We start from the raw sequence: 19,200 nt of genomic DNA, 5'->3' as shown, positions 1-19,200 counted from the left end.
ATCTAATTTTTACTAAGGAGAAAACAAATGAAAAAATTATTAGTAGTTTCTGCTTTGGCATGTCTTGGTGTTTCTGCTTTTGCTGCAGATGGTGCTACACTTTTTAAAAAATGTGCAGTATGTCATGGTGCAAATGCTGACAAAGTTTACTTAAACAAAGTTCCAGCTTTAAAAACTCTTTCTTCTGCTGAAAGACTTCAATACATGAAAGAATATTCAGAAGGCAAAAGAAATGCTTATGGTCAAGGTGCGATCATGAAACTTAACCTTAAAGGTTTAACTGAAGAAGATTTTAAAGCTATTGAAGCCCATATTGAAACTTTAAAATAATTTCTAAAAAAGGCTTTCCTTTTTAAGAAAGCCTTTTTTTATCCAAAGCTTCTTTTTTACGCCTTTCTAATTCTATGGCATCACGCAAAGAATCCTCATCATCGTTTAAAGTAGTAAATTTATAATCATCATCAAATTGTTTATTTTTAATCCCCCAAAGCAAAGTTGCCAAAATGATAAAAAACGCTAAGATAGAAACCCCTATCATCATCATGATTATACTATTCATTCTTTAATCCTTAAAGCATTTAAAATAACTATTATACTACTAAAAGACATAGAAATAGCAGCAAACAAAGGATTGATCATGCCCAAAAAAGCCAAAGGTATGGTACAAGCATTATAAAACAAAGAAAAAGCAAGATTTTGCTTGATAATTTTAAAGGTATTATTAGATAATTTGATGGCTTTTTTTAAAGAAAGCAAGTCATTTTTCAAAAGCAAAACATCACTACTTTCTATAGCTAGATCACTTCCTTCTCTTAAAGTCATCGAAACACTTGCATATTTTAAAGCTAGTGCATCATTTACCCCATCACCTACAAATAAAACTTTGTAATTTTTACTTAATTTTTCTATAGTTTTCATCTTATCTTCTGGCAAACAAGAAGCTTGATAATTTTGAATTTCTAACTTTTTAGCGATTTTTGCCACTGCTTTTTGATGATCGCCACTAAGTATCATTAATTCTTTTTTTTCTTTTTTAAGATAAGTGATAAGCTCTTTTGCACCTTCTCTTAAAACACTATCAAACTCAAAAAAAGCTAAAATTTTACCTTCCTTAGCAAAAATAAAATGTGTATTATCAAATTCTTTAGTTACAATACCCTTTTCTTGCAAAAATTTAGAACTTCCGCCTAAAAGCAACCCTTCATTTAACTCAGCACTTAAACCTTTAGCTTGAATACTCGAATGCTTTTTAAAATCCAAATTTAAATCCTTAGCTCCTTTTTGCCTTAAATACGACGCAATATTTTGAGAGATAGGATGTTTAGAAAGTTTTACAAAATTATAAAGCTCATTTAAATCAAGCGCTTTATCTAAAAAAACCTCTTTAAGTTCAAGCTCTATTTTAGTTAAAATACCTGTTTTATCAAACACTACACAATCACATTTACTTAAATCTTCTATCACGCTAGAACTTTTAAATAAAATATGCTTTTTTAAAGCCCTACCTAAGGCCACAAGATTGCTCACGGGCGTTGCTAAAGCCAAGGCACAAGGACAAGCGATAATCAAAACTGCAATCGCATTGACTAAAGAAATTTCAAAACTCTCTTCCTTATAAAAAAACCAAAAAGCAAAACAAACAAAAGCGATCAATAAAACCGTTCTAGAAAAATAAGCCGAAAGACTATTGACCAAACTTTCAAGTTTTGCTTTTTTAGAACTTGCAAGTTCTAAAAGCTGGATAATTTGACTGAGTTTTGAATCTTTGTAAAGCTTTGTTGCTTCATACTCCACACTTCCATCAAGCACTATACAAGCTGAAAAAATTTCATCTTCTTTTTGTATGAGTTTTGGGGCATTTTCTCCATTTAAAGAAGAAGTATCCACGCTCATTTCGCCACTTTTACAGATCCCATCGATTAAAATTTTATCTCCAGTTTTAAGTAAAACTCTATCTCCTAAACAAACCTTTTGGACTTCTTTAGGAACAAATTCTTTACCATCAAAAACCAAAACTTCATTTTGCAAAAAATCATTAAGCCCATCTATAGTATCTAAAGCGCGCTTTTTACTAAACATCTCAAGATATTTACCTATAAACACAAAGCAAACTATCATCGCCACAGAGTCAAAATACACCTCCCCTACCCTAAAAAACATAGCCCATAAAGAATAAACATAAGCCAAACTCGCTCCGCTAATCACCAATACATCCATATTTAAACTATGCATTTTTAAAGTTTTAAAAGCGCTTTTATAAAAATGAGATCCCGTATAAAAAAGCACAGGAGAGCAAAGGATAAATTCAGCAAAATTTAAAATATCCTTAGTATCCTTATCCATACCGCTAAAAAATCCTGCGTATTTTGCCACTGCTATCCACATGATATTCATCACGCAAGCTATAGCCACAACAAGCTTAGAATAAAATTCTCTTTTTAGTAAATCCGCTTTTTTTGAAACCTTGCTCGCATCATAAGCACTCGCTTTATAACCTATGCTTTCAATAAGTCTTAAAATTTGCACCAAAGAAATACTTTGTTCATCAAAAACAATGCGTGCTTTATGGCTTAAATGATTGATATCAAGTTCTAAAATTCCTTCTTGCTTGGTTAAAATTTTCTCATTAAGCCACACACAAGCTGCACATTCTATACCGTGTATCATGAGATAAATTTCACTAAATCCTTCTTTGGTTTTAGTAATAAACTCATCATAATTTTTCATTTCATTTTGAAAATTTACAGGACTTAAAGTTTGATTTCCAAGCTTTTCATAAAACTCATCTAATCCACTTTCATGCAAAATTTCCCAAACGCTCTCACAACCCTTGCAACAAAAAAAATTACCCTTATACTCTATCATTTGAGCTTGTTTATAATCAAGTCTACAATGTTCACATTTCATAATCATTCTTTAAAAAAATATTTTTTATAATTATAAACAAATTTGACAAAAAGTGTACTTTTTTACTAAAATCACATTTTACAAAAAATATTCTGCTAAATCTTACGAGGACTTATGGAAAAAGAAAAAAAACAACATCAAAGAACCCACGTTCCAGTGGAAGGTTATAAAATCGAAGAATTAAAATTATTAGATCTAGAAAATCTAGTTAAAATCGCCAATGAATGTGAAATCGAAAACCCAAGAGAATTTCGCCGCCAAGAACTTATTTTTGAAATTTTAAAAGCACAAACAAAAAAAGGTGGTTTCATACTTTTTACAGGAATTTTAGAAATTTCTTCTGAAGGTTATGGCTTTTTAAGAGGCATGGACTCCAATCTTAGCGATAGTGTTAATGACGCTTATGTTTCAAATTCACAAATTAGAAAATTTGCTCTGCGTGTAGGCGATATCGTTACAGGACAGGTAAGAGAGCCAAAAGATCAGGAAAAATACTACGCTCTTTTAAAAATCGAAGCGATCAATTATCTGCCTTTACAAGAAGCCAAAGAAAGACCTTTGTTTGATAACTTAACCCCTATTTTTCCAACAGAAAAAATCAAACTCGAATACGATGCAATGAAGCTTACAGGTCGTGTTTTGGATCTTTTTACTCCTATAGGGAAAGGACAACGCGGACTCATCGTTGCTCCACCACGCACAGGTAAAACAGAGCTTATGAAAGAACTTGCTGCTGCCATTGCAAAAAACCACCCAGAAATGCATTTAATCGTGCTTTTAGTCGATGAAAGACCTGAAGAAGTTACCGATATGCAAAGATGTGTAAAAGGCGAAGTTTTTAGTTCTACTTTTGATTTACCTGCTTATAATCATGTGCGTGTAGCTGAACTCGTGATAGAAAAAGCCAAAAGAATGGTAGAAACAGGAAAAGATGTTATCATCTTACTTGATAGTATCACAAGACTGGCACGTGCTTATAACACCGCAACTCCAAGCAGTGGAAAAGTCCTAAGCGGTGGGGTAGATGCTAATGCTTTGCACAAACCAAAACGCTTTTTTGGTGCAGCTAGAAATATAGAAAATGGAGGCTCTTTAACCATAGTTGCTACAGCTTTAATTGACACAGGTTCAAGAATGGATGATGTGATTTTTGAAGAATTTAAAGGCACAGGAAATAGCGAAATAGTTCTTGATAGAAATATCGCCGATAGAAGAATTTATCCTGCGATTAATATCATCAAATCAGGAACAAGAAAAGAAGAATTACTCCAAGGCGTAGCAAATCTTCAAAAAATTTGGGCGATCCGTTCGGCGATTTCTCAAATGGATGATGTTGAGGCATTGAAATTTTTATATTCTAAAATGCTTAAAACCAAAGACAATGTAGAACTTTTATCTATAATGAACGAGTAGAAAATGCTTCAAGCTCTAGCGATTAAATACAGACCAAAAACCTTTGATGAACTCATAGGACAAAAAACAGTTAGCGTAAGTTTAAAATACGCTCTAAATCATAATCGCTTAGCTCATGCTTATCTTTTTTCAGGACTTAGAGGAAGCGGAAAAACCTCAAGTGCTAGAATTTTTTCTCGTGCTTTAGTTTGCGAACAAGGACCAAGTGATACTCCATGTGGCACTTGCAAGCACTGTCTTGCAGCACTTGAAGGCAAACATATAGACATTATAGAAATGGATGCTGCAAGCAACCGTGGACTTGAAGACATACAAACCTTAATCGAGCAAACCAAATACACCCCTTCTATGGCAAGATTTAAAATTTTCATCATCGATGAAGTACATATGCTTACCCCGCAAGCTGCAAATGCACTTTTAAAAACCTTAGAAGAACCACCAAGTTATGTTAAATTTATACTTGCAACAACAGATCCTTTAAAACTCCCAGCTACTGTACTTTCAAGAACGCAACATTTTCGCTTTAAACAAATTCCACAAAGTGAAATTTTAAATCATCTTAAAGAAATTTTACTTAAAGAAAATGTTAAATTTGAAGAAGAAGCTTTAAAATTCATAGCAAGAAGCGGCAATGGATCTTTAAGAGATACTTTAACCTTACTTGATCAAGCTATTATTTTTTGTCAAAATGAAATCAGCATTAGTAAAATTACAGATATGCTAGGCTTTTTAGATCCTCAAAAAATCAAAGCCTTTTATCAAGCTATTTTAACAAAAGACAAAGAAAAAGTTTTTGCATATTTAGAAGAATTGCAAGACTATGAAGCTTCAAGCGTGATTGATGAAATGCTTTTTTATTTAAAAGAAAGTTTTTTTGCAAAAAGTACAGAATTTTCTACTTTAATTTATGAAAGATTTTTCCGTATTTTATCAAAAGCTAAAAATATGCTTTGCGATGATGATGGCTTTACGCTTTGTGTTATGGCTTTTATGATGATGGAAGCAAGTCATTTAAAAGAAATTGACGCACAAATCCAAGAAATCAAACAAGAAAATATAACAAATACTACACCTAAGATCACACCTTCTCCTATCATGCCTAATCTTGAGAAAAAAATAGAAAAAAATGCTTATGAAATCTTGCTTGATAGTATTTATGATAGGGATTTTGATCTTGCAGAATGCTTTAAACAAAGCACAAAATTTATTAGTTTTGAAAATAATACTTTAAATATAAGCTCAAACGCACAAGGAAAAAATCGCGATACGCTCAATAAAGGTTTTAAACTCATACAAAAACTTTTTAAAGCTAAATTTGGAGAAAATGCAAAAATTAATGTGCAAAAAGCACTAACAATTGATGAAAATAAACTTCAATCCTTAACTCAAGAATTACCAAACAGTGAAAATAAAAACAATATTCAAAGTTCTATTAATATGCTTAAAGAAGGAGCTAAAAAATTTGACCCACAAGAAGATCTTAAAGAGGCTCTTAAAGATTGTTTTGGGGAGCCTAGTATAGAAAATTAATCATCATTTTTAAGAGAAATGAAAATCAAAGCTAAAAACATATAAGTTACCAATCTTGTAGCACCAGGCAAACCATTCCAAACATTACTCATCCACATTTCAAACCATTCTGCAGCAACTACTTGAAAGGCAAACCATAAATACAACAACAAGTTAAGGAAATAATCCCAAAAATCTTAACGTTAAGAAAGCTTTGAGCATCTAAATTTCTAGCTTTAAACATATCATAAGCACCTTTTAGGGCTGTTAAGGTAATAAAAATTTCAAAAAGAATAATTATTTATATAGCCTATATGATGAATCACAGGAGAAGTAATAACCCCATAAACTATAGCATTACCTAAATAATCAGACTTTATATCCGCACTCATCACATGCGAAACAAATTGGAAATTAGAATTATAATCTGTCACATTTCTAAAAACCACTATACCTGCTAACGATGCAACGGTAAGCAAAATAATAATTTTTGAAAATCAAATCATTTTACTTATGCAAAAACATTTTTATTACATTTATACCATTTTAATAATATATTATTAATAAAAATTAAATTTTTAAATTCTTTTAAGCCTTAAAGAATTAAGTACCACAGCAACAGAACTAAAACACATTGCAAGTGCTGCTATATGAGGACTTAAAGTGATAAAAGGTACAAATCCTGCTGCGATAGGAATGCAAAGTACATTATAAATAAAAGCCCAAAAAAGATTTAGCTTGATAATACTGCGTGTTTTTTTAGCAAGTTTAAAACATTTAAAAATCGCTGATAAATCATCTTTTATCAAGATAAAATCCCCTGTTTTTTTTGCAAGTTCATTTGCTTTTGAAAAACTCATACTCACGCTTGCAGCAGATAAAGCCGCCGCATCATTGATCCCATCTCCTACAAAAAGAGTTTTTTTAAATTTTTGAATGATTTGCAGTTTTTCTTTACTCTTAAGTTGAGCATGAAATTCGTCTATTTGTAATTCTTTGGCTATTTTTTCTACATTTTTTATATGATCACCGCTTAAAATAAAAGTTTTAAGATTTTGCCCTTTTAAATTTAACACAAGCTCTTTAGCCCCGTCTTTTAAAGCATTGCTTAACAAAACACCGCCTAAACACTTTTTATTCTTAGCAAAATACACCCTAACATGTTCTTTAAAAGAATCAAAAAAGGTATCACTTTCTTTTGTGTCAATTTCATTTTCGTGCAAAAACTCCGCACTACCTACAAGATAAATATCATTATCTTCTTTGTATTTTATACCAGAACCCACAATCACTCTTCCCTCGCCCTTTAAATCAAAAATTTGATCTTTATGCAAAGCCTTAGCTATAGGATGAGAGCTTAAACTTTCAATTTGGCATAATTTATCAAAATCATCTTTAGAAAGATTGTGTTTAAAAATACTCAAATTTTCCTTTGTTAATGTACCTGTTTTATCAAAAAAAGCGTACTTAACTAAGGCTAATTTTTCTAAAGCAGCAGGATTTTTAATAAGAATGAAATTTTTTGCCGCATTTGCACTTGCCACAACCAAAGCTATAGGTGTTGCAAGCCCTAAAGCACAAGGACAAGAGATCAAAAGCACAGCACAAGCGTGTAAAAAAGCTGTATTTAAATCCGCTTTTACCGCCCAAAAAACAAAAACTAAAAAAGCAAAAAATATTATACCTCCTACAAAGTATTTAGAAATTTGATCTGCTAAATTTGCCAAAGGACTTTTGATATTTCCTGCTTCAAAAACTAGATTTTTGATTTGTTCTAAAGTACTATCCATAGCCTTTTTGTTTGCTTTGATCTTTAAAGCGCCATTTAAAACTACTGCTCCTGCTTGAACTTCATCGCCTTCTTTTTTTAAAACAGGTAAAAACTCCCCATTTAAAAAACTCATATCAAGCTCTGCGCTCCCTAAAAGCACTACTCCATCTGCAACAATGCTTTCTCCTTCTTTTACCAAAAGCACATCACCACTTTTGACAAAAGAACTTGGAATTTCGTTAATACTTTCATCTTCAAGCAAAATTTTTGTCTTTTTTGTATCTATATTTTCCAAAATTCTTTGATAATCTTGTGCTTTAAATTTAGCCTTACCTTCAAGATATTTTCCTAAAAGCACAAAAGAAATAATCATCATTGCACCACTAAAATACAAATCTTCTTCTTTGAAAATTTGCAAATACACCAAAAAAGAATACACAAAAGCACTCAAAGTCCCCAAAGCTACAAGGGTATTCATATCTAAATTTTTACTTTTAAGTCCTAAAAAAGCATGAGAAAAAAAATCTCTCCCACAATAAAATATCCCAAAAAAACTCAAAGCCATTTGGATATTTTGCGAAAAAGAAGTTTTAACAAACATTTCAAAATACATAATAATCACACTCAAAACTATACTTAAAAGCAAATTTTTTCTTAATTCTAAGTGTTTTTTTGCCTTGTATGCGTTCAAGCTTTGTTCATCTTCTAAAATTTCAAAGCCTAAATTTTTAATTTTTGCGATGATATCTTTGCGTTTTTCTTGATCTTCAAGTAAAAAAACTCCGCTAGAATTCACATAAGAAACACTAGCATCTTTAACACCATCAATTTTTTTACAAGCCCTTTCTATAGCGTTAGAACAATTAACGCAAGTCATTTTACCTATTTTTATACGCAATTCTTCCATTATAAACACTCTATGATTTCAAAACCTAAATCTTGAAATTCTTTTGTAAAATTTGATACTTGATTTTCTTCTAAATTTAAACTTAAAATTTTTTGCTCCAAATCCACTTCTATATTTCCAAATTCATCTTCAAGAGAATTTTTGATCAAATTTACACAATTCATACAATTAACATTTTTTACTTTAAATTTCATTTTCACTCCTTATAGGTTGTATAGTAATGTGCCCGATTTCAAATTCATGTAGTAATTTATGGGATAAATCCTGAGATAGTTTTTCAAATTCCTTTAGATCGCAAACTTTCACTTTTAAATGCATAGAAGCTACTAACATTTTATTGGTAATTTGAGTAATATGCAAATCCACTACCTCATCCACACTAGGATTTAAAAGCAAAACTTGTCTTACTTTTTCTATATCTACAGGAGAACTTTCAAGCAAGACATTAGCGCTTTGTTTAAGCAAGATAATTGCCCATCTTAAAAGCAAGATTGATAATACAATAGCTAAAATCGTATCTATATAAACAATACCACTAAAATACACCGCGATCCCACCTATAATAACCGCTAAAGAACCCAATAAATCACTCATCATATGTAAAAAAGCAGATTTCATATTGACATTTTCTAAATTTGCACCCTTAAACATCATCAAAGCATTAACCCCATTTACCAAAAAGCCCAAAATAGCTACAATTATCATGGTTTTAGCGTCAATTTCTTTTGGATTAATAAATTTTTCTATAGCCTCATAAATGATAAATAAAGCCGATAAAATAATGGTTAAAGCATTGATAAAAGCCACCAAAACTTCAAGACGAAAATACCCAAAGGTCTTTTGATGATCTTGCCATTTTTCTACAGCTATAATGGCTAAAAAACTAAGAGCTAAGGCAAAAACATCAGAAAACATATGCAAAGTATCGCTTAAAAGTGCCAAAGAATTTGAAAGGATTGAATAAATAAATTGCACAAGCATCATAGAAAAAGTCATTAAAAGAGAAATTTTTAAAATCTTTTTATCCATACTCCTTGCATCAGCATGGGAATGATGATGTTCATGAGAATGTTCTTCGTGATTATGATTACAAGATTTGTTAGCTAAAGGCTCATGTGATAAAAATTTATACATTTTATATCCTTTTTGCTTGACATTTTAAGATATTAAGTTAAAAAGAATATAAATATTTGTTATTCTTATAAAAATTAAAAGTCAAAAAGTTCGCCTAGCCAACTTTCTTTCCTTTTCTTTTTATAGTAATCATTGTGCTGATGATAAGCTGAGTTATTATATCTTGACTCTTGTCTTGAAACTTGGTTAAAATTTGCTGCATTAGGGACACTGCGTTCTATGATTTTGTCAAGTTCTCCACGATCAAGCCAAACGCCACGACATTTTGGACAATAATCAATCTCAACTCCACTCCTATCGCTCATAACCAAATCCACATTGCAAACTGGACATAACATACAATACCACCTTTTTTAAATTTTTGATTTAAAATTATAAAAAGAAATATTAAACAATTTTACAACAAGTTTTAATGTTTTTTTGCATATCTAGTCATCATAAAACTTTGTTCAAAAAATATAAGCAAAGTAACACTCACTCCTATAGCTAGAGCCAAAGTCACAGAAACAGTTGTAAAAAAATAATCAAAAAATTGAACCAAAAATTCAGACTTAGCCTTCAAATCATCACTGCGTATAAAAGAAATAAGATACAAAATAGCTTTATAAGCATAAATTCCAGGTATCATAGGAATAAGAGCAGGAAAAGCGATAATTTCAGCAGGGGTTTTGATGATTTTTGCTAGAACAATTCCTAAACATCCTATGCAAAATGAGGCAACAAAAGTTGCAATTGCTAAAGTTTGAAAATGAAAATATTCCACCAAAGTAAAACGAAGCCCATGCGCAATTGCTGCTAAAATAGCAGATAAAATAAGGGTTTTTAAAGGTGGATTGCAAGCATAAGCAAAGCCAAATCCCGCCACAGCAGCAAAAAACATATCTCTTAAAATAAATTCAATCATCTTAAAATCCCAAAATCCGAAATACTAAGCGTCATGTAAATTCCAAGTGCTATACAACAAATCAAAATAGCCACGCTGATAATACGACTAAGCCCCATTAAAATATGATCTTTTAATATATCAATCACAGAATTTATAAAAAATACCCCTGGTATAAGATATAAAATACTAGAACCCAAAGCCACATCAGAAGTATTGGTATATCCCATATCCAGTCCAAAAAATACAAACCACGATGAGATAAAAGAACAAAGAATGTATTGAATTCTTAAATCAATCTTTGCTTTAGTTAAAATATATCTTAACAACAATCCCACGAAAGTTGCAAAAAACACCAAATTTCCAGCGCCAAAATCACCGCCAAAAAGCCTACAAAAAGCCGAATTTGCCATAGAAACAAATAAAAGATTAAGCAAATAAGAATGCTTTTTTTGTTGAGAAATTTTCTCAAAAACAACTTGTGCTTTTTCAAGATCGTATTTATGATCATATATAGCCCAGCTTAAAGCACTTAAATCAAAAATGAGCTTAAAATTAACATGGGCATGATGATTGGGTATAACATAAGTTCTTTGAATGGAGTTATCATCCATATCTACAACATTTAAAGTAATATGATGAAAAAAGAAATTGATATTTATCTCATAGCCATAAACCTCAGCTATTCTTCCTACACATTTTGCCACCCTAGCTGTATAAGTTCCAGCACCTAGCAAAGTTTTAGTATATACGATTAAAAAATTAGTTAATCTTTGTATATCAGGTTTTTCCATATTTTGATCATCTTTAACTTGAATTTATTACAATTATAGCAAATTTGAAAATAATAAAGAAAAAAATATTTATAATTTAAATCATTTATTAAAAGGCTTTTTGATTTTGATATAAATTAAACTTGCTAAAATCACAAAAACAATTATAATGATTAAAATTTGAGTTAAATAAGTTTTAATCAACTCTTCATTTTGTCCTATATAATAACCCAAAAATACAAGTATAGCCACCCAAATAGCACTACCAAGTGCAGTAAAAAGTATAAAATTTACAAGTTTCATTTTTACCAAACCTGCGGGCATAGAGATGTACTGACGAATCCCTGGTAAAAGACGACAAGTAAAGGTTGAAAATTCCCCGTGCGTGTTAAAAAATTCTTCAAATTTAGCAAATTTGGCTTCATTTATACCAAAATACCTGCCCCATTTTAATACAAAATTTTTACCCCAAAAAAAGCAAATATAGTAATTAATCAAAGCCCCTAAAACAGAACCTAAAGTCCCACTAAGTATACAAAGAGTAATATCAAGTTCGCCTTTATGTGCCAAATATCCAGCAGGTATCATAACAACTTCACTTGGAAAAGGTATAAAACAACTCTCTAAGGTCATTAAGATAATAATACCCAAATACCCCCAAGCACTAGCCGTCTCAACAATAAAAGAAATGATTTCTTGCATATTAGCCTTATTTGAAGAAAAATTTTAAAAAATTGTAGCTTAAAAGATTAAACAGTAAAAAGCGGTTTTATACCGCTTTTTTTATTTACCTGCAACTGAAACTTGATTTGGATTGTCCGCTGCACGAGCGATCATACACTCTTTTAAAATAGCAGCATCAGCTGGATCGCTAACTTTTTTATTAATCCAGCGTTCAACTTGTTTCATTGTTTTTGACTCTGGCTCTGGAGCTTCGTATTTTGCCATCAAACTTGCACAATCAGCCAAAGCAATGATAGGTAATAAACTTGCAAAAAGTATTTTTCTCATCTTTTGCTCCTTAGAATTTTACATTATACATTAACATGATATTATCAGCTCTTGCTTTATCTTTTTTCGCTCCACCAAATGGTAAGCCACGATTGCCCCATTTATTTTGGATATTGGTATAGCTTAAGCGTAAGAATTGATATCTATCAAGTTGATAAATCACATAAACATCGTGAGCCGTTCCTCTTGTCATTCTTATATTAAGCGGATCATTGATACTTGGACGGCTCATAGTATACCAGTATCTACTTCCCCAGAAGAACTCATATCCTACTTTTAAAGCCTTGGTAAAATCATAGCGTCCACCTACATGTACCGCATAGCCATCTTCTTCATTAAACTTGCCATCGCCATAACCTTGGCTTTGAAGAATTACGCTTAGTGGCGAACTTAATTGATTGTTATTCCCGTGAGAATAACCCAAAGATAGAAAATAATTAAAATTCGTTCCAAAAGCTTTGTAATTTTCAAAATGAAGATTTGCTATAGTTAAATCTCCTAAATTTACCACACCATCATCATCAAGAATAGTAGTAGTACCGACACCACCAGGTAAAGCAATTGGACCATTGTTAAGCGGCAAAGCAAAATCGCTTAAATATGCAATATTAAATAATATTAAATTATCTCCCATGCCTTCTATAGGAAGCTCTCCTTCTACTGCAGCATAGTAAAGATTTGCATCAGCATCTTTTTGATCGCTCATCCAGTCTCTTACCTTGCCTTCTTCATCCCATTGATAAGTTTTACCATAAGCTGCACGGATAGCTACCTTATGATCTTGCAAACTTTCAGGTTTATAAGTGATCACCGCTGCATCACCTAGAGCGTTGATTGCCAAGGCTGGATAAGTGGATTGTCTTAAAGCATTGTTTCTAAGATTACTTCCTGGACCATCGGTTCCTGGCTGTCTTCCTATAGTTGCAATCCACTCAGGCGTGATATAGTAGTCAAGATAAGCTCTATCTACATAAAGTACAGGCCCACTTGTTCTTGTATTTCTTCCTGCATCTAAGTCGTAAGGAGTGCCACTCCAACCCATTTGAGACCAGTTTTTAGCCATAGATAAACGACCATAGAATTTGGTTTTATCATTAATATCAGCATTCATATTTAAATGAAGCTCATTCATCCATTTGTTATTGGCGCTATAATCTTGTCCGCCAACTTTATAGTTTGTATTTGAAACCGCTGTTGAAAACTCAAGTCCAAATTTAACTTTGCTTAAAGCAGCTTGAAATTCTGTTTCATCAGCTCTATCATTAAGATCGGCAAGTTCAGCTTTTACAGCTTCATTTTGCTTAGCTTGAGCTTCCCTTTCTTTTCTGATTTGTGCAAGTTCAGCTTGAATTTGTGCAAGCTGTTTTTGAAGCTTGGTTATTTCATCATCTGTATTTTTAGCAAAAAGTGAAGATGAAAGAAGACAAGCACTTAAAATAAGTGAAAACTTAGTTTTCATAATCATAACTCCTTGTAATTTTGTTACATTTCACTGAAATAAAATTATAATTATAGAAAAAAAAGCTTTAAAAAAAATTATGTGTTAATTATTTTTAGCTAGTCAAATTTTATGACTAGCTTTACATTATAAGATTTAAATTTAATTACAAAATTTTTATATCTAAAATTTTATCTCCTTGGCGTATAGAGTCTAAAACTTCCAAACTTTCTTCATCTTTTGGATCAATTTGCCCAAAAACAGTATGAACCCCATCTAAATGAGCTTGAGGGCTGTGACAAATGAAAAATTGGGATCCACCCGTATCGCGTCCTGCGTGTGCCATAGATAAGGTTCCACGCTCATGTTTATGTTCTTGATCATCACATTCACAAATGATTTCATATCCAGGCCCACCTATACCATTGCCGTGTGGACAACCCCCTTGTATGACAAAATTTGGGATCACACGATGAAAATTTAAATCTTTATAAAATCCTTCATTAGCCAAAGTAGCAAAATTACAAACCGTTTGTGGAGCCTCATCACCAAAAAGTTTTAGCTTCATTGTACCTTTTTCAGTTTCTATAAGAGCAAATTTGTATTCATTTACTTTGCTTGTGTCAATTGTTTTTATCATATTTTTCTCCTTAATCTATATTTGTATAAACAGCTTGAACATCATCATCATCTTCTAACTTATCTAAAAGTTTTTCTATATCACTAAGCTGTTCTTCGCTAAAGCTTACAGGATTGTTTGGTATATACTCAAGTCCTGCTTTTTTAAGAACTAAACCCTTAGTTTCTATAGCAGAGCTTAGCTCGCCAAAAGCAGTATAATCACCGCTAATTACTAACTCTTCTTCATTTTGTTCTAATTCTTCAAGCCCTGCATCGATCAAATCAAGTTCTAATTCTTCTAAATCCCCTGCAAATTTTTCAAGATGAAAAACCGCTTTTCTTGTAAACATAAAGCCTAAAGATCCATTTTGTAAAACTTCTCCACCATTCTTGCTAAAAATAGCTTTTACATTAGCCACGGTGCGTGTAGGGTTATCACTCATACATTCAACTATAACCAAAGCTCCATGTGCAGCTTTTCCTTCATAATGAATGTTTTTAATATCTGCGCTATCTTTTCCACTCGCACGCTTAATAGCCGCATCTATATTATCTTTTGGCATATTATTTGCTTTTGCTGTAGCTATAGCACTTCTTAATTTTGGATTCATATCAGGATCAGTGCCACCTTCTTTAGCAGCTACTTGTATGGCTTTAGCAAGCTTAGGAAAAAGCTTGCTCATTTTATCCCATCTAGCCTCTTTAGAAGCTCTTCGGTATTCAAATGCTCGTCCCATAAATTCTCACTTTCTTTAAAGATTTTCAAACTTAAAAGTATAAACTAAAAAGGCTAATTAAAGCTTTAAATGGTATGATTTTACCATTTATTTTAGGAGAAGTTTTTTGAATATCGCAAAAAAAGAACTTTTTGTTGCTTGGTTTTTCTTGATTGCTGCTATTGTATTTGAAGTTTTAGGTACTAGTTTTTTAAAAATGGAAAATCAAATTTTAGGCTATATATTTATGGCTTTATTTATAGCTTTTTCTTATTTTTTTATGGGCAAGGCGATTAAAAAAATTCAAGTAGGCATAGCCTATGCTGTATGGGAACTTTTAGGGATTATTCTTATACTTTTAGTTTCTTTTATAGTTTTTAAAGAGAGTTTAACCTTAACTCAAATTCTAGGCATTGTTCTTTCTATCGTTGGAATTATCATGATTAATATAGGCGAGGTTAAAGAATAATGTATATTTTTATCATTGTTTTATCAGCATTCTTAGATATCGTAGCAAATTTATTGCTAAAAAAATCAGATGGTTTTAAGCATAAAATTTGGGGCTTGGCTGCGATTGTCAATGCTATACTTGCTTTTTTTCTACTTTCTTTTTCTTTAAAATACGTTCCTTTAAGCATAGCTTACTCAACTTGGGGTGCTATAGGCATCATAGGAACTTGTCTTGGTGGATGGATTTTATATAAAGAAAAATTAAACAAAATAGGAATTTTAGGCATCATTATCGTAATAATAGCAGTATTTTTACTAAATTATTAAAACAGCAAAATGCTGTTTTAATGTTCCATTTTGTTTTTCGCTTCAATACCCATTAAAGAAAATGCGGTTTTAATACTAAGAGCAACTAAAGAAAATAATTTAAGCAAATCATTTTCATTTGCAGAGCCTACAACTTTATTTTCATTGTAGAATTTATGAAAATTTGCAGCCAAATTTTTAAGATAATCAGGAATTTTTTGCAAAGCTCTAGCCTCAAAAGCATCGTTTAAAATAGCTTTTAAATTCAAAGCTTCAAAAAGTAAATTTACACCATCTTGATTTAAACTTTGTAAATCAGCTCCCATTACATCATCGATTTTTTTACCAGCTTTAGCAAACACTTGATGAATTCTAGCGTGTGCGTAGTTGATATAATATACAGGATTAGAGCTATCTTCTTTTTGCAAATCACTAATATCAAATTCCAAATGAGTATCGCATTTTTTACTCAAAAAGATATAACGCAAAGCATCACTTCCTATTTCATCAATCACATCGCTCATCAAGATAAAATTTCCTGCTCTTTTACTCATTTTATAAGGCTCTCCATCTTTAAGCAAGGAAACCATTTGTGCTAAAATAATCTCAAGATTATTAGAGTCAAATCCCAAAAACTCCATCGCAGCTTTCATTCTAGGGATATAACCATGATGATCTGCTCCCCAGATATTAATACACTTGCCATAACCACGACTCATTTTATCCTTATGATAAACAATATCTGCTGCCAAATAAGTCCCGCGTCCATCTTCACGGATAATTACCCTATCTTTTTCATCGCCTTTTTGCGAAGAAGCAAGCCAAATTTTACCTTCTTGCTCGTAAATTCCTTTATGCTCTTTCAAAGATTCTAAAGTTGCATTTAAAGCGTCATAATACGATCTCTCGCTTACATAGCTGTCAATTTTAATCTTTGCTTGTTCTAAATTTTGTTTAATCAAAACAAGCATTTTATCTTTTGCCCAATCAGCTAAACTAGGGATATTTTCTTCACTAAAAAATTCTTTACCAAATTTTTCAAAAGCTTCTTTTGCCAAATCTGCTATATACTCGCCTTTGTAATATTGCTCTGGATATTCAACATTTTCATGAAGTATATTTTCTTTCACACTTAGTAAAATAGAAAGCCCTAGTAAATAAATTTGATTACCCGCATCATTGACATAGTATTCTGTATCAAATTTATAACCCAAATGTCTTGCAAGTCTTGTTAAGGTGTCTCCAAAAACAGCGCCTCTTGCATGTCCTATATGTAAAGGTCCAGTAGGATTTGCACTCACATATTCAAGCAAAAAACTTTCTTGTTTTTTTTCTCCTTTAGAAAAATCATTTGGATTTGCTAAAGCCTGATTTGCAAGTTCATTTAAAAAAGTTTTGGAAATTCTAAAATTTAAATACCCATTTACAGCTTCAACCGATTCAAAACAATCATGATTTTGAAATTTGCTCGCTAAGTCGCTAGCGATCAACATAGGAGATTTTTTTAATTCCTTAGCCAGTGAAAAAGCCAAAGGGGTAGCAAAATGTGCTAAATTTTTATCCTTTGGATTTTCAAGTGTAAAATCACACTCTAAAATCTTTTTAATTTCATTAAAAATAATACTTTTCAAAAGACTAAACCTTAAGCTTTTTTTGTTTCGTCTATACTTGCATCAGCGCTTGTATTATTAGTTGTGTTTTTGTTTTCTTCTATTTTTTGAGTATTTTTTGCTACTTCATCATCATTATTCATTTCATCTTTAAAAGTTTTAATACCTTTGCCTAAACCCTTTGCAAGTTCTGGAATTTTTTTTGCTCCAAAAAGCAATACAACAATCAATAAAATAATCAACCAATGACTTGGACTTGACCAACCACCCATTTTATTCTCCTTCATTCCAAATATTTTGAATTTGTCCTAGATTCTGCCCTTTGGTTCTAAATTTATGGGCAATTAAAATCGCTCGCAATGCTTCATAGCTTTGCTTTAGCTCATCATTAATGATAAGATAATCATACTCGCTAAGCTCTTTCATTTCATCACTAGCGTTTTGTAATCTTTTTTCTAGTTGTATTATTGTATCAGTATTTCGCTTAATAAGTCTTTTTTTTAACTCATCTTTATTTTTTGTAGTAATAAAAACAGAAACAATCTTATCAGCCATTTTTTGTCTGGCTATTTTAAATCCTTGCACATCAATATCAAAAACAACTATTTTTCCATTATCTAAAGCATTTTGAGTGTGCTTTAAAGAAGTGCCATAAAAATTTTCATGCACCTTAGCCCATTCTAAAAAATGATCACCATCTATACCTTTTTGAAATTCTTCATGGGATATGAAATGATAATGTATTCCATTTTTTTCACCCTCTCTTGGTTTGCGAGTTGTTGAAGAAATAGAAAAATAAAGCTCATCTTCAAATTCATCAAAAAGTTTTTTTAAAAGAGTTGATTTTCCAGCTCCACTAGGACCTGAAATCAACAAAATAAAACCTTGCAATTTTAATCCTCTTTAAAACTAATGTTTATATTTATATTCATATTCATACCCTTAAGAGCAGCTTTTAAGGTATCATCCTTAATACTTGAAGTGATCGCTCCTACTATACTTTGGCTAAGCTCATTAACTATCTCTTCACTATTATCATCTTTAGTTGCATTACTTACTATAGGCTCTTCATTTTTTTCTACAATTTCCTCTCCAAGAGCTTCTTGTATATCACTTTCTTTCAATGCATCAAAATCACTTATATTTAAATTTGGCACAACCACTTCCTCTTCATTTGTTCCTAATTCTGTATCGTCTAAAATTGGCTCATCTTTAAAATCTTCTAAAACCTTGCTACTATTATCACTATCAATACCATAATCAAGCTCATCAAGTTGAGCTAGTTCTTCTTTGATTTGATCTTGAGTGCTTAAATTTGAAATAAAATCATCCATTTCATCTTGAACATCTTCTTCCACAACAGGAGCAAACTCCTCTAAATTTTCCTCTGATTCTTCATTATCTTTTGCTTGACCTAAAAATTCAGCATCCTCAGGAATATCATCAAAATCCATTTCTTTTTCTTGCTCTTCAACCACAGGAAGATCATCAAAGTCGCTTATATTAGCTTGTAATTCTTTGTTATCTTCTAAATCTTCATCATTTTTATCATCTAGTTCATCTAAACTAGGCTCAGTATCCAAAGCTGTATGTTCTTGGCTTAAGTCTTCTTTTTCGCTTCCGCCATCTTCCAAAGTTAAATCTAAATCAGTTTGAATGTCTTCTTGATTCTGTTCTTTAGTTGTTTCTTGTTCTAAATTTTCATCTTCTAAATTTTGAGTTTCTAAAGTTTCGTTTGCATTATCATCTTG

The 19,200-nt window shown here is 31.5% G+C and carries 21 protein-coding genes and 2 pseudogenes; 5 read left to right on the top strand and 18 right to left on the bottom strand.

The features are described from left to right. The first annotated feature begins 27 nt into the window (after positions 1–27). Positions 28–330: a c-type cytochrome gene (locus AJN64_RS03250; RefSeq protein ID WP_002852762.1), complete on the top strand. Its 303-nt coding sequence runs from the start codon at positions 28–30 to the stop codon at positions 328–330. 22 nt (positions 331–352) lie between these two features. Here the strand turns inward: AJN64_RS03250 and ccoS are convergent, their stop codons facing one another. Both ccoS and AJN64_RS03240 read right to left on the bottom strand, forming a co-directional pair. Then, positions 353–559: a cbb3-type cytochrome oxidase assembly protein CcoS gene (gene ccoS / locus AJN64_RS03245; protein WP_002852798.1), complete on the bottom strand. Its 207-nt coding sequence runs from the start codon at positions 557–559 to the stop codon at positions 353–355. Next, positions 556–2,913, bottom strand: a complete 2,358-nt coding sequence (locus AJN64_RS03240; RefSeq protein ID WP_083271910.1) for a heavy metal translocating P-type ATPase — start codon at positions 2,911–2,913, stop codon at positions 556–558. Before AJN64_RS03240 ends, ccoS begins: the two co-directional genes overlap by 4 nt. Positions 2,914–3,021: 108 nt before the next feature. Here AJN64_RS03240 and rho point away from each other — a divergent pair, with 108 nt between their 5' ends. Together rho and AJN64_RS03230 are read left to right on the top strand one after the other, a co-directional pair. Then, complete coding sequence (gene rho / locus AJN64_RS03235) at positions 3,022–4,320, top strand: transcription termination factor Rho (protein ID WP_057042622.1); 1,299 nt, start codon at positions 3,022–3,024, stop codon at positions 4,318–4,320. A gap of 3 nt (positions 4,321–4,323) precedes the next feature. Continuing rightward, positions 4,324–5,850 carry a DNA polymerase III subunit gamma/tau gene (locus AJN64_RS03230; RefSeq protein ID WP_070292667.1) on the top strand — a complete coding sequence of 509 codons (1,527 nt, stop codon included), beginning with the start codon at positions 4,324–4,326 and terminating at the stop codon, positions 5,848–5,850. Here AJN64_RS03230 and AJN64_RS09730 read toward each other — a convergent pair. The 12 genes and pseudogenes from AJN64_RS09730 to AJN64_RS03170 form a co-directional block, all read right to left on the bottom strand. Continuing rightward, a pseudogene (locus AJN64_RS09730) lies at positions 5,847–6,311 on the bottom strand (DUF2165 family protein). The gene AJN64_RS03230 and the pseudogene AJN64_RS09730 overlap by 4 nt on opposite strands. A 96-nt stretch (positions 6,312–6,407) precedes the next feature. Further along, positions 6,408–8,507, bottom strand: coding sequence for a copper-translocating P-type ATPase CopA (gene copA / locus AJN64_RS03220; RefSeq protein WP_070292666.1), 2,100 nt, complete (start codon positions 8,505–8,507; stop codon positions 6,408–6,410). After that, entirely contained in the window at positions 8,507–8,701 is a 195-nt protein-coding gene (locus tag AJN64_RS03215) for a heavy-metal-associated domain-containing protein (protein WP_070292665.1), read from the bottom strand. The genes copA and AJN64_RS03215 overlap by 1 nt, the downstream gene beginning before the upstream one ends. After that, a complete protein-coding gene (czcD, locus tag AJN64_RS03210) occupies positions 8,691–9,641 on the bottom strand; it encodes a CDF family cation-efflux transporter CzcD (protein ID WP_070292664.1) in 951 nt (316 codons plus the stop codon). Before czcD ends, AJN64_RS03215 begins: the two co-directional genes overlap by 11 nt. Positions 9,642–9,715: 74 nt before the next feature. Then, positions 9,716–9,979 (bottom strand): zf-TFIIB domain-containing protein, encoded by a 264-nt coding sequence (locus tag AJN64_RS03205; protein WP_002861877.1) that lies wholly within the window; start codon positions 9,977–9,979, stop codon positions 9,716–9,718. A 71-nt stretch (positions 9,980–10,050) separates the two neighbouring features. After that, positions 10,051–10,545: a threonine/serine exporter family protein gene (locus AJN64_RS03200; protein ID WP_070292663.1), complete on the bottom strand. Its 495-nt coding sequence runs from the start codon at positions 10,543–10,545 to the stop codon at positions 10,051–10,053. Next, complete coding sequence (locus AJN64_RS03195) at positions 10,542–11,318, bottom strand: threonine/serine exporter family protein (RefSeq protein WP_002870478.1); 777 nt, start codon at positions 11,316–11,318, stop codon at positions 10,542–10,544. The genes AJN64_RS03200 and AJN64_RS03195 overlap by 4 nt, the downstream gene beginning before the upstream one ends. A gap of 81 nt (positions 11,319–11,399) precedes the next feature. Further along, entirely contained in the window at positions 11,400–11,999 is a 600-nt protein-coding gene (locus tag AJN64_RS03190; protein WP_070292662.1) for a DedA family protein, read from the bottom strand. 81 nt (positions 12,000–12,080) lie between these two features. Further along, positions 12,081–12,308 (bottom strand): hypothetical protein, encoded by a 228-nt coding sequence (locus tag AJN64_RS03185; RefSeq protein ID WP_002894642.1) that lies wholly within the window; start codon positions 12,306–12,308, stop codon positions 12,081–12,083. Positions 12,309–12,318: 10 nt separating this feature from the next. Next, on the bottom strand, positions 12,319–13,767 hold the full coding sequence (locus AJN64_RS03180; protein ID WP_070247787.1) for a DUF3373 family protein: 1,449 nt from the start codon (positions 13,765–13,767) through the stop codon (positions 12,319–12,321). A gap of 145 nt (positions 13,768–13,912) precedes the next feature. After that, positions 13,913–14,386: a peptidylprolyl isomerase gene (locus AJN64_RS03175; protein ID WP_044780073.1), complete on the bottom strand. Its 474-nt coding sequence runs from the start codon at positions 14,384–14,386 to the stop codon at positions 13,913–13,915. 10 nt (positions 14,387–14,396) lie between these two features. After that, on the bottom strand, positions 14,397–15,104 hold the full coding sequence (locus AJN64_RS03170; protein ID WP_002787769.1) for a YebC/PmpR family DNA-binding transcriptional regulator: 708 nt from the start codon (positions 15,102–15,104) through the stop codon (positions 14,397–14,399). A 106-nt stretch (positions 15,105–15,210) separates the two neighbouring features. On the opposite strand from AJN64_RS03170, the gene AJN64_RS03165 reads away from it, so the two are divergent. Then, positions 15,211–15,552 carry a DMT family transporter gene (locus AJN64_RS03165; protein ID WP_002777281.1) on the top strand — a complete coding sequence of 114 codons (342 nt, stop codon included), beginning with the start codon at positions 15,211–15,213 and terminating at the stop codon, positions 15,550–15,552. Then, on the top strand, positions 15,552–15,860 hold the full coding sequence (locus AJN64_RS03160; protein ID WP_070247783.1) for a DMT family transporter: 309 nt from the start codon (positions 15,552–15,554) through the stop codon (positions 15,858–15,860). The genes AJN64_RS03165 and AJN64_RS03160 overlap by 1 nt, the downstream gene beginning before the upstream one ends. Before the next feature lie 17 nt (positions 15,861–15,877). On the opposite strand, the gene argS is transcribed toward AJN64_RS03160, so the two are convergent. From argS to AJN64_RS03140, 4 genes and pseudogenes are all read right to left on the bottom strand, one after another. After that, the gene (gene argS / locus AJN64_RS03155) at positions 15,878–17,470 is read right to left on the bottom strand and encodes an arginine--tRNA ligase (RefSeq protein WP_070292661.1); all 1,593 of its coding nucleotides are present in this window, start codon (positions 17,468–17,470) and stop codon (positions 15,878–15,880) included. 11 nt (positions 17,471–17,481) lie between these two features. Continuing rightward, positions 17,482–17,721: a twin-arginine translocase TatA/TatE family subunit gene (locus AJN64_RS03150; RefSeq protein WP_070283691.1), complete on the bottom strand. Its 240-nt coding sequence runs from the start codon at positions 17,719–17,721 to the stop codon at positions 17,482–17,484. A 1-nt stretch (position 17,722) separates the two neighbouring features. Further along, positions 17,723–18,340: a guanylate kinase gene (gene gmk / locus AJN64_RS03145; RefSeq protein WP_070292660.1), complete on the bottom strand. Its 618-nt coding sequence runs from the start codon at positions 18,338–18,340 to the stop codon at positions 17,723–17,725. A gap of 2 nt (positions 18,341–18,342) precedes the next feature. After that, positions 18,343–19,200 (bottom strand): annotated as a pseudogene (locus AJN64_RS03140) (highly acidic protein); the annotation flags it as partial.

This window comes from Campylobacter sp. BCW_4332, from assembly GCF_001763175.1.
Taxonomy (GTDB): domain Bacteria; phylum Campylobacterota; class Campylobacteria; order Campylobacterales; family Campylobacteraceae; genus Campylobacter_D; species Campylobacter_D jejuni.
Note: the sequence above shows the minus strand (reverse complement) of the source record. Positions and strands in the feature narration are given on the sequence as shown.

What these genes read in the sequence shown, in the direction of transcription:
- AJN64_RS03250 (WP_002852762.1), top strand. Translation starts at nt 28, where the DNA reads ATGAAAAAATTATTAGTAGTTTCTGCTTTGGCATGTCTTGGTGTTTCT.
- ccoS (WP_002852798.1), bottom strand. Translation starts at nt 559, where the DNA reads ATGAATAGTATAATCATGATGATGATAGGGGTTTCTATCTTAGCGTTT.
- AJN64_RS03240 (WP_083271910.1), bottom strand. Translation starts at nt 2,913, where the DNA reads ATGATTATGAAATGTGAACATTGTAGACTTGATTATAAACAAGCTCAA.
- rho (WP_057042622.1), top strand. Translation starts at nt 3,022, where the DNA reads ATGGAAAAAGAAAAAAAACAACATCAAAGAACCCACGTTCCAGTGGAA.
- AJN64_RS03230 (WP_070292667.1), top strand. Translation starts at nt 4,324, where the DNA reads ATGCTTCAAGCTCTAGCGATTAAATACAGACCAAAAACCTTTGATGAA.
- copA (WP_070292666.1), bottom strand. Translation starts at nt 8,507, where the DNA reads ATGGAAGAATTGCGTATAAAAATAGGTAAAATGACTTGCGTTAATTGT.
- AJN64_RS03215 (WP_070292665.1), bottom strand. Translation starts at nt 8,701, where the DNA reads ATGAAATTTAAAGTAAAAAATGTTAATTGTATGAATTGTGTAAATTTG.
- czcD (WP_070292664.1), bottom strand. Translation starts at nt 9,641, where the DNA reads ATGTATAAATTTTTATCACATGAGCCTTTAGCTAACAAATCTTGTAAT.
- AJN64_RS03205 (WP_002861877.1), bottom strand. Translation starts at nt 9,979, where the DNA reads ATGTTATGTCCAGTTTGCAATGTGGATTTGGTTATGAGCGATAGGAGT.
- AJN64_RS03200 (WP_070292663.1), bottom strand. Translation starts at nt 10,545, where the DNA reads ATGATTGAATTTATTTTAAGAGATATGTTTTTTGCTGCTGTGGCGGGA.
- AJN64_RS03195 (WP_002870478.1), bottom strand. Translation starts at nt 11,318, where the DNA reads ATGGAAAAACCTGATATACAAAGATTAACTAATTTTTTAATCGTATAT.
- AJN64_RS03190 (WP_070292662.1), bottom strand. Translation starts at nt 11,999, where the DNA reads ATGCAAGAAATCATTTCTTTTATTGTTGAGACGGCTAGTGCTTGGGGG.
- AJN64_RS03185 (WP_002894642.1), bottom strand. Translation starts at nt 12,308, where the DNA reads ATGAGAAAAATACTTTTTGCAAGTTTATTACCTATCATTGCTTTGGCT.
- AJN64_RS03180 (WP_070247787.1), bottom strand. Translation starts at nt 13,767, where the DNA reads ATGAAAACTAAGTTTTCACTTATTTTAAGTGCTTGTCTTCTTTCATCT.
- AJN64_RS03175 (WP_044780073.1), bottom strand. Translation starts at nt 14,386, where the DNA reads ATGATAAAAACAATTGACACAAGCAAAGTAAATGAATACAAATTTGCT.
- AJN64_RS03170 (WP_002787769.1), bottom strand. Translation starts at nt 15,104, where the DNA reads ATGGGACGAGCATTTGAATACCGAAGAGCTTCTAAAGAGGCTAGATGG.
- AJN64_RS03160 (WP_070247783.1), top strand. Translation starts at nt 15,552, where the DNA reads ATGTATATTTTTATCATTGTTTTATCAGCATTCTTAGATATCGTAGCA.
- AJN64_RS03150 (WP_070283691.1), bottom strand. Translation starts at nt 17,721, where the DNA reads ATGGGTGGTTGGTCAAGTCCAAGTCATTGGTTGATTATTTTATTGATT.